Source organism: Flavitalea flava (genome assembly GCF_054461575.1).
In genome coordinates, this window is the sequence record NZ_JBTLQH010000095.1 from 1 (window position 1) to 7,033 (window position 7,033).

The window sequence follows — 7,033 nt, forward strand, 5'->3', positions numbered from 1 at the left end:
CAGTAATACCGCTCCACGTTCTTTCACCCGGTACCAGTCTCCGTTAATCAAAGACCGCAGCAAACCAAATACATTTCTCTTCCAGCCTTTATGGAGATAGGAATAGGCAATATCGATATCGTAGGTCGGAATGAATTTAAAGGATGGATAACGGAAGTTTAGACCGGAATGTTTTTTGATAAGGGCCTTTTTAAATTCCTGCATCCAGATATTGATCAAAGGAATACCGAGGAAACCTTCACGAAAAGCCAGCGACTGATCATGGGCAAAGCGTCCAAACTCATCTTTACTATGCGGAAGATATTCTTCATAACGGCTGAGAAGGTAAAAGGAAGCAGCAAATATATCAAAGGGGAAATCACCTGCCGTCTCATAAAAAGCTTTGTGATAATTAAGTTCGAAACATTCGATCAGCGTATCCTCAATATGAGATTCGAACAACAACGATACCGGCCGTATAAAAAAATCGCTTTCTGCGATCTCGGTTTGCGAGTAGTTCAGACGGGGAACGGCAGCTCCGGAAAACTCTTCTCTGTCGGTGGTGATAACAATGGGACTGTCAAACAATTCTTTGCCAATGAAATCAACAATGTACCGAAGTCTTGGTGTTATATGTGGGGTATATAAAAGCATACATTCAGGGATCAGCTTTCCCGCTCCGACTTCCATCTTTCATTAAAAGTTTGCGGCGAAAAATCCAGTTCACTCCGATGTGCCGTCCAGCCTTTGAATAGTTTGTTTACCATCCAATTCTTTAGCTTCCGGTTACCCAGATTCATCATCCCCCTGTTCATGCTCGCCTTTTTCCATGCTTTCCAGGCTATTTTTTCCGACCAGGTGGAATATCCCTTCTCTACCGCTTCAGAGCGGTTTTCAAGTAACAGTTCATGCAGATTGATCTTCACTGCGCAGACTTCCGTGCAGTTTCCGCACAGGGAAGAAGCATAACTCAGATGCTTCCATTCGTCCATATCTTTCAGGTGGGGAGTGATTACCGAACCGATAGGACCACTATATGTAGTCCCGTAACTATGTCCCCCGATGTTCTTATAAATCGGACAAGCATTCAGACAGGCCCCGCAACGGATACAATAAAGGCTTTCCCTGGACTTTTCATTGGCCAGGATATTGGTCCTTCCATTGTCCAGCAGGATCACGATCATGTCTTCAGGGCCATCCGTTTCGCCGGGCTGTTTTGGTCCTGTGATAATGGTATTATATACAGTTACCCGCTGCCCTGTACCGAAAGTGGCCAGCAAGGGCCAGAACAATCCAAGGTCTGTCATGGAAGGAATTACTTTCTCCAGGCCAACGATGACAATATGGGTCTTTGGAAAGGCACAGCTCAGGCGTGCATTCCCTTCATTTTCCGTAAGGGCAATGCCGCCGATATCCGAAATAATAAAATTCGCTCCGGTAATGCCGATCTCCGCCTGAACATATTTTTCCCTCAACCGCTCACGGGCGACCAACGTGAGCTGCTCCGGACTTAACCCCGGTTTGGTATGCAATTTCTCATGGAACAATTTCGCAACATCCTCCTTGCTCTTATGCATAGCCGGTGTAACGATATGATAAGGCGGCTCTCCGTCAAGCTGCTGGATATATTCTCCCAGATCGGTCTCGATACTTTCTATCTCATTTTCCTCCAGGAAATCATTCAATTTAATCTCCTCGGTGACCATACTTTTGCTCTTCACAATGGTCCTGCATTTCTTTTCTTTACAAATCGCCAGGATCTCAGCTAGTGCCTGCGCTGAATTCTCCGCCCAAATGACCCTCCCCCCTCTTTTGATAAAGGTCGTTTCGAACTCTTCGAGTTGTTTGTCAAGGTTTTCAATCGCCTTCCATTTAATATTTTTTGCCCTCTCCCTGGCCAGGTTCAGTTCGGCGAACTGTTGTTTGCCCTGCGGAACCACGGCATTGTAACGGCCAATATTAAAGTTGATTTTTTTGCGATGATCCAGGTCCTCCGACTTTACGGTACTCCGGGCAATAAATTTTGCGGCAGTTTCTGTCATGGGCCTAAATTGATTAATAGTGTTAATCCCTCCCCTTTCGGGGGTTGGGTGGTGGGTTTTAGGGCCGGACCGGATTTTTATAAAACTTTTTGGCTACCTGCTCCAAGGCTGCATAGAAGTCTTCACCGTATTTGCGGATCAGGGATTCCTTCAAAAACACATAAGCGGGCACTTTTAATTTTTTTCCAAGGGCACAAGCAGGGCTGCACATGGTTTCACGCGGCTCATAGTTCACCACTTCCCCTTCTTTTGTCTTATTGATCTTGATCGGGTATAAATGACAACTGATGGGCTTTTTCCAGGTGGTCTTACCATCGTAATAAGCCTGCTCGATGCCGCATTTTATAACCCCCTTTTCATCCCGGAAACCATAGGCACACATTTTCCCTTCAATGGTCGGGGTAACCCATCCGAATTCGCGGTCATAATTATAACGGCCCCTGCTTTCGATCTCTTTTATACCAGCCGGGGTAAGATATGGTTTTACGATCTCGTAAACGGCGTTGATATGATCCATCTCTTCCTTTTCAAGCGGAGCACCGGCATCCCCGTCTTCGCAACAACCCCCTTTGCACTTGTTAAGATCACAAACGAATTGTTCCTCGATAATGAGGTCGCTAACCAGAATATTGTCAATTGCTATCATATATATTCCCCCCAGCCCCCTGAAGGGGGAGTATTAATTAAAAATTGTTTAAAAAAATACTTCATATTAATTATGCAAATCTAATGAATTTTTACTCCCTCTTTAGGGGCTGGGGTACTCCCCCTTCAGGGGGCTGGGGGGGATCCATCTGAAAGTATTGATAAGATGCCCCATATCTTCCTGGAGGAACCGGTTTACAATCCCCAGGGAGTCTTCATTGGGAGTAGAATCGAAATAGAGGGCGCCACGCAAAAAATGTTTGGTCGAATCGGTAACAAAGAATTGTTTGGCGGTGGCCGCATTGCCGCCCACACGGAAAAAGACCCCGCTTACCCCGTTTGGTGTCTTCATGAGGGAATCCTCTATGGAATTGGCCTTATAAGTATGTTTGAAGGTCATCTTATAGGCGTCTTCCCTGAGTTTTTCAAAACTATTCCGTCCTATTTCTTTATAACTGATATAGATCCTGGCATTAAAACGGGGAAAATCGATGTTTATCCAGTATGGGTTCTCCGGGGCAGCTTCAAAAAAACTGGTATCCCGCAGTATCGTGGCATATACCGGATATTCAAAGGTGTAAGGATATCCCGCCTGTTGGAAGGTCTGGTATTGATGGGCGGGGAAATTTATTTTGTAATAACCCCGGCGTTTGGGTGTGTAAACACTGTTACAGGAAAAATATATGCCGGCAATCAGAAAAAGGGCAATAGCCCTGGTTCCGGTTAAAAACGTCCTTTTATTCAACTTCAACACTTGATTTTATTATAAATGTCTTATACTCATTCAGACGGCCGGGTTGGTTCAAAGTTCATAGAAGCCATGTCAGGCCTGCATCCTGATCGCCACTTTTACTTTTTTGATCCGGCTGCTATCTGCGTCCAGTATGGTAAATTCAAAATCACCACAAGGGATTACATCGTTCACTTTGGGGATCTCGCCGGAAAGTTCCAAAATCAGCCCTGCCAGCGAATCACTTTCCCCTTTTACCTTATCAAAGGTTTCTACCGACAGATTCATTGCCTTACAAACATCATTAAGCATCGTTCTTCCTTCGAAAATATAACTGCCATCCTCCAATTGCCGGTTCGCACTTTCTTCTTCATCGAACTCATCTTTTATCTCTCCGATGACCTCTTCCAGGATATCTTCCAGGGTTACGATCCCGCTGGTGCCTCCGAACTCATCGACGACTACCGCAAAATGGACCCTCTTTTGCTGAAATTCCTGCAGAAGATCTTCGATCAGCTTATGTTCATGGACAAAATAAGGAGGGCGAAGCAAATCCCGCCAGTTAAAATCGTCCGGTTCATTCAGATGAGGGATCAGATCCTTGGTATGGATCATGCCGGCCAGATCATCCAGACTTTTTTTGTATACCGGCAAACGGGAATAATGTAATTCTTCCACCTGCTGTTTGAGCCCGGCAAAAGATATTCCGTATTCAATCCCGTTTACATCCAGCCTGGTTATCATTATTTGCTTCACAGTAATGCTACCGAATTTGATGATGCCTTTCAGGATATTCTTTTCCTCTTCCGATGCGTCATTATCTGTGGACTGATCGATTTCATAGTCTAGTTTTTCCAGGCTGAAGGCAGATTTCCTGCTTCCAAAAAAACGCTCCAGGTTTTCAGACCGATGTACAGCCCAAAGACTGATCCTCCGGAACAACAAGTGAATGATCTCTACGATACCCGATGTATAATAGGCAAATTGCAGGTTATTCTGGGTGGCCCAGACCTTGGGCATTACCTCTCCGAACAAAACCACTACAAAAGCCACCAGGATCACTTTTATCAGGAATTCAAACAACCAGAAGTTTTGTTTCAGGAGAACCAATTCATCGATGAGGAAATTGGCCAGAATGATGATGGCGATATTTACGATACTGTTGGCAATCAGCATGGAGGCCATCAGGGCTTTGGGTTCTTCCAGTAAGCTGACGATCCGTTTCCAGGAAGTATCCTGCTTGGTCTTCAGAATATTGATGTCCTTATAGGTCAGGGAAAAAAAGGCCACTTCGGATCCGGCAACTACAAAGGAAATGATCAACAAAAAAAGAATGATAATGGCAAGGATAGTAGTAGCCTGTGGATTTATTACCAGGAAAATGGAAGAAAAATTACCTGTGAAAAACAGTTTTGTTAAAGGGAGATCCAAAATTATCGGGTTTCGTTTATAATACTATCAGACAGGCAGGTCATGAAGGCCTGCCTGTACTATTCACCTTATGACACTGGCAAATCTAATAAATTCTTTTATACTTAAAGTCTTATCAGTCAAGAGCAATTGTCGATGTTTGGGGGAAAAGGTTTAAAATGGCAGATCTTCGGAGGGTTCTCCGATGGGGGGGGTGTCCGAATTCCCCAAACCCTCCAGTCCTTCATGGTGAATAGGGGGATGAGAGATGCCATCAGAGCGTTTATCCAGCATAATGAGGTTGTCCCCGACCACTTCGGTAGCAAATTTCTTATTTCCTTCCTTGTCCTCCCAGCTACGGGTCCTTAACCTCCCTTCAATATAGACCAGACTGCCTTTGTGCAGGTATTTTTGTGCGAGCTCCGCCAAACCGCGCCATAAAACCACCGTATGCCATTCTGTTTGAGAGATCAGCTTTCCCGCCCTGTCTTTAAATGTCTCCGTAGTCGCCAACGAGAATTTTGCAACCGCAATATTTCCTTCGAGGTGTTGTACATCCGGGTCTTTCCCTAAATTTCCGATTAGCATCACCCTGTTTACGCCTCTCATAGAAGAAGTTTGAAATTTATAAATCTTGCCTACAATCCCAATTCCTCTTAAAATTAAATTTTTTCATCCAAAAAGATAAATTTTTCTACCCTTCCCAAGGCCCTTACAGGAAATAAGTATGCGGAAAATCTCTTAGAATAAACTTTGCATGGGGGTCGGGTCCTGAAGCCAGGCATTTATAAACTTCGGAAAGGGGTATTCTTTCATTTTCTGCTTATCCACCAATAGGTGATTTTTTAGATCGGGTAAGGGTTTTTTCAGGCTGATCGTAATAAACTGGCCCTGGATAGTCTGATGACTTAACTCCTGCCGGTATATTCTGGATATATACCTGACTGTGAGAGACTGCTTTCCGAAAAGAGCGAGGGCAAAATCGGACCTGAGGAGGTCATCGGGATAAACAGCCTTGTCCGTTTCCCAGAGCACGAATTCGAATAAATCTTCCCAGATATCCTTTTCTTTCCGCTGGCGTATGTAGACTTTCTCACCAGGAACTTCAATTATAAAATAATAGAGCCAGCGCGTCTTCTTTTGGATCGTTTTCTCTTTTACCGGCAATTGGGCAACCCTGCCGCCTTTATATGCCTGGCAATCCTTCTTTTGCACGCAGACAGGGCATAAAGGGTTCCTTGGCTTGCATACAACGGCTCCGAAATCCATAATGGCCTGATTATAAAGACCAGCCGTTGTCTTGTCCAATAAGGCGTCCGCCAGTTCGGCAAACAACTTCTTTCCCGCCGTCGTATCGACAGGAGTCGAAATGCCAAAATACCGGGCAAGTACCCGAACCACATTGCCATCCACCACGGCATAGGGAAGATCGAAGGCAAAAGAGGCTATCGCTGCCCCGGTATAAGGTCCGATCCCCTTCAGTTCGCGGATCTCCTCATACGTGGAGGGAAACCGGCCTTTATAGACATCCGAGATCTTTTTGGCCGTTTGGATCAGATTCCGGCACCGGTTATAATATCCGAGACCTTCCCAAAGCTTAAATACCTGTTGTTCAGGCGCCTGTGCCAGATCGTGGACCGTTGGATAGGCTACCAGGAAGCGTTCATAGTAAGCCCACCCTTGTTCAACACGTGTTTGTTGCAGGATCACCTCGCTCAGCCAGATCTTATAGGGATCCTTCTCCCCTTTCCAGGGCATTTCCCGGTTATTATCCGTTTTATGCCATTTCAGGAGATTTTTAGTAAAGTCGGCTTTTCTTATCGCCATAAAAATTCACAATCAATATTTTAGAGAATTCTTGCAGAAACAAATCAAATCTATTATTTTGATACGGAATATAGGATTTTGACATGATTATGGCCAATATTGCCTTAATCCGGCCATTACAAACAGATTTATCAGGACACAACCGGAAGTAAATCAAATTTAGTACCTGACTTATGAAAATAATTTTTGCCAGATGCACGAGACCCCCCGGGTCGACTGCATCTGACCATTGAAAAATAATTATCGCCAGATGACACGAGCCCCCTGGGCGACTGCATGAGACCATTGAAAAATAATTATTACCGAATGACACGAGACCCCCGGGGTCGACTGCATCTGACCATTGAAAAATAATTATCGCCAGATGACACGAGCCCCCTGGGCGACTGCATGAGACCAT

At 44.9% G+C, this 7,033-nt stretch carries 7 protein-coding genes; all 7 read right to left on the minus strand.

Annotation, left to right across the window (positions count from 1 at the left end):
• A partial coding sequence (locus ACX0G9_RS31305; protein WP_459068937.1) for a DUF7033 domain-containing protein occupies positions 1-669 on the minus strand: 669 nt, incomplete at its 3' end.
• Positions 645-2,021, minus strand: a complete 1,377-nt coding sequence (locus ACX0G9_RS31310) for a LutB/LldF family L-lactate oxidation iron-sulfur protein (RefSeq protein ID WP_459068938.1) — start codon at positions 2,019-2,021, stop codon at positions 645-647. The genes ACX0G9_RS31305 and ACX0G9_RS31310, both read right to left, overlap by 25 nt.
• A 58-nt stretch (positions 2,022-2,079) precedes the next feature.
• Complete coding sequence (locus ACX0G9_RS31315; protein ID WP_459068939.1) at positions 2,080-2,667, minus strand: DUF3109 family protein; 588 nt, start codon at positions 2,665-2,667, stop codon at positions 2,080-2,082.
• Between the two features lie 102 nt (positions 2,668-2,769).
• Entirely contained in the window at positions 2,770-3,411 is a 642-nt protein-coding gene (gldD, locus tag ACX0G9_RS31320; protein WP_459068940.1) for a gliding motility lipoprotein GldD, read from the minus strand.
• A gap of 78 nt (positions 3,412-3,489) precedes the next feature.
• On the minus strand, positions 3,490-4,827 hold the full coding sequence (gene gldE, locus ACX0G9_RS31325; protein WP_459068941.1) for a gliding motility-associated protein GldE: 1,338 nt from the start codon (positions 4,825-4,827) through the stop codon (positions 3,490-3,492).
• 153 nt (positions 4,828-4,980) lie between these two features.
• On the minus strand, positions 4,981-5,415 hold the full coding sequence (locus ACX0G9_RS31330) for a single-stranded DNA-binding protein (RefSeq protein ID WP_459068942.1): 435 nt from the start codon (positions 5,413-5,415) through the stop codon (positions 4,981-4,983).
• A gap of 132 nt (positions 5,416-5,547) precedes the next feature.
• The gene (gene mutY / locus ACX0G9_RS31335) at positions 5,548-6,633 is read right to left on the minus strand and encodes an A/G-specific adenine glycosylase (protein ID WP_459068943.1); all 1,086 of its coding nucleotides are present in this window, start codon (positions 6,631-6,633) and stop codon (positions 5,548-5,550) included.
• Positions 6,634-7,033: the final 400 nt, after the last annotated feature.

Bases quoted from the DNA above. Each gene is read 5' to 3' on its own strand.
- ACX0G9_RS31310 (WP_459068938.1), bottom strand. From the start codon at position 2,021: ATGACAGAAACTGCCGCAAAATTTATTGCCCGGAGTACCGTAAAGTCG.
- ACX0G9_RS31315 (WP_459068939.1), bottom strand. From the start codon at position 2,667: ATGATAGCAATTGACAATATTCTGGTTAGCGACCTCATTATCGAGGAA.
- ACX0G9_RS31330 (WP_459068942.1), bottom strand. From the start codon at position 5,415: ATGAGAGGCGTAAACAGGGTGATGCTAATCGGAAATTTAGGGAAAGAC.
- mutY (WP_459068943.1), bottom strand. From the start codon at position 6,633: ATGGCGATAAGAAAAGCCGACTTTACTAAAAATCTCCTGAAATGGCAT.